This window comes from Streptomyces sp. AC627_RSS907, assembly GCF_019049165.1.
This window is the reverse complement of the sequence record NZ_JAGMUE010001424.1, coordinates 1-834: the sequence shown is the minus strand read 5'-3', so window position 1 is coordinate 834 and position 834 is coordinate 1. Positions and strand designations below refer to the sequence as shown.

The 834-nt window shown below is 74.7% G+C and carries 1 protein-coding gene; it reads right to left on the bottom strand.

Annotated elements, in window-relative coordinates:
• On the bottom strand, positions 1-834 hold an 834-nt coding region (locus tag KUM32_RS42250; protein ID WP_217146891.1), incomplete at both ends, for a beta-ketoacyl reductase.

Below are 834 nucleotides of genomic sequence, written 5' to 3'. Positions count from 1 at the left end.
GAGCAGGGGCCCGCGCGTCCGCATCGGACCGCACCGCCATGTCGAACAGCGCGAGCCCCTGCTCGGACGGCATGGGAGCCAGGCCCGTGCGACGCAACCGCCGCAGGTCCGCCTCGCCGAGATGACCGGTCATCCCGCCCGCCTCGGCCCACAGCCCCCAGGCCAGTGCGAGGCCGGGCAGCCCGGTCGCGCGGCGGTGCCAGGCCAGGGCGTCCAGGAAGGCGTTGCCCGCCGCGTAACTCGCCTGCCCCGCCTGACCGAGCGTGCCGGCCGCCGACGAGTAGAGCACGAAGGCCCGCAGGTCGTACGGGCGCGTCAGCTCGTGCAGATTCCACGCCGCGTCGACCTTCGGCCGCAGAACCGCCGCGAGACGCTCGGGTGACAACGAGGCGATCACCCCGTCATCGAGCACCCCGGCCGTGTGCACCACACCGGTCAGCGGGTACTCGGCAGGCACGGCCTCCAGGGCCGCCGCGAGCGCCGAACGGTCCGCCGCGTCGCACGCGACCACCGCCACCCGCGCACCCCGCTCCACCAACTCCGCGCGCAACCCCTCCGCCCCCTCGGCGGCCAGGCCACGACGGCTGAGCAACAACAGACTGCGAACGCCGTACTCGGCGACCAGATGGCGGGCCAGCATGCCGCCGAGCAGGCCGGTGCCCCCGGTGACCAACACCGTGCCCGAGCCGTCGAACGGACTCACACCCTCCCCGGCGGAGGGTGCCACCCTTGCCAGCCGTGGGGCGTACAACCGGCCCGCACGCGCCGCGAGCTGCGGCTCATCGACAGCGCCCGTCGCGAGCGCGCGCAGCAGGACCCGATACGAGTCGGGGT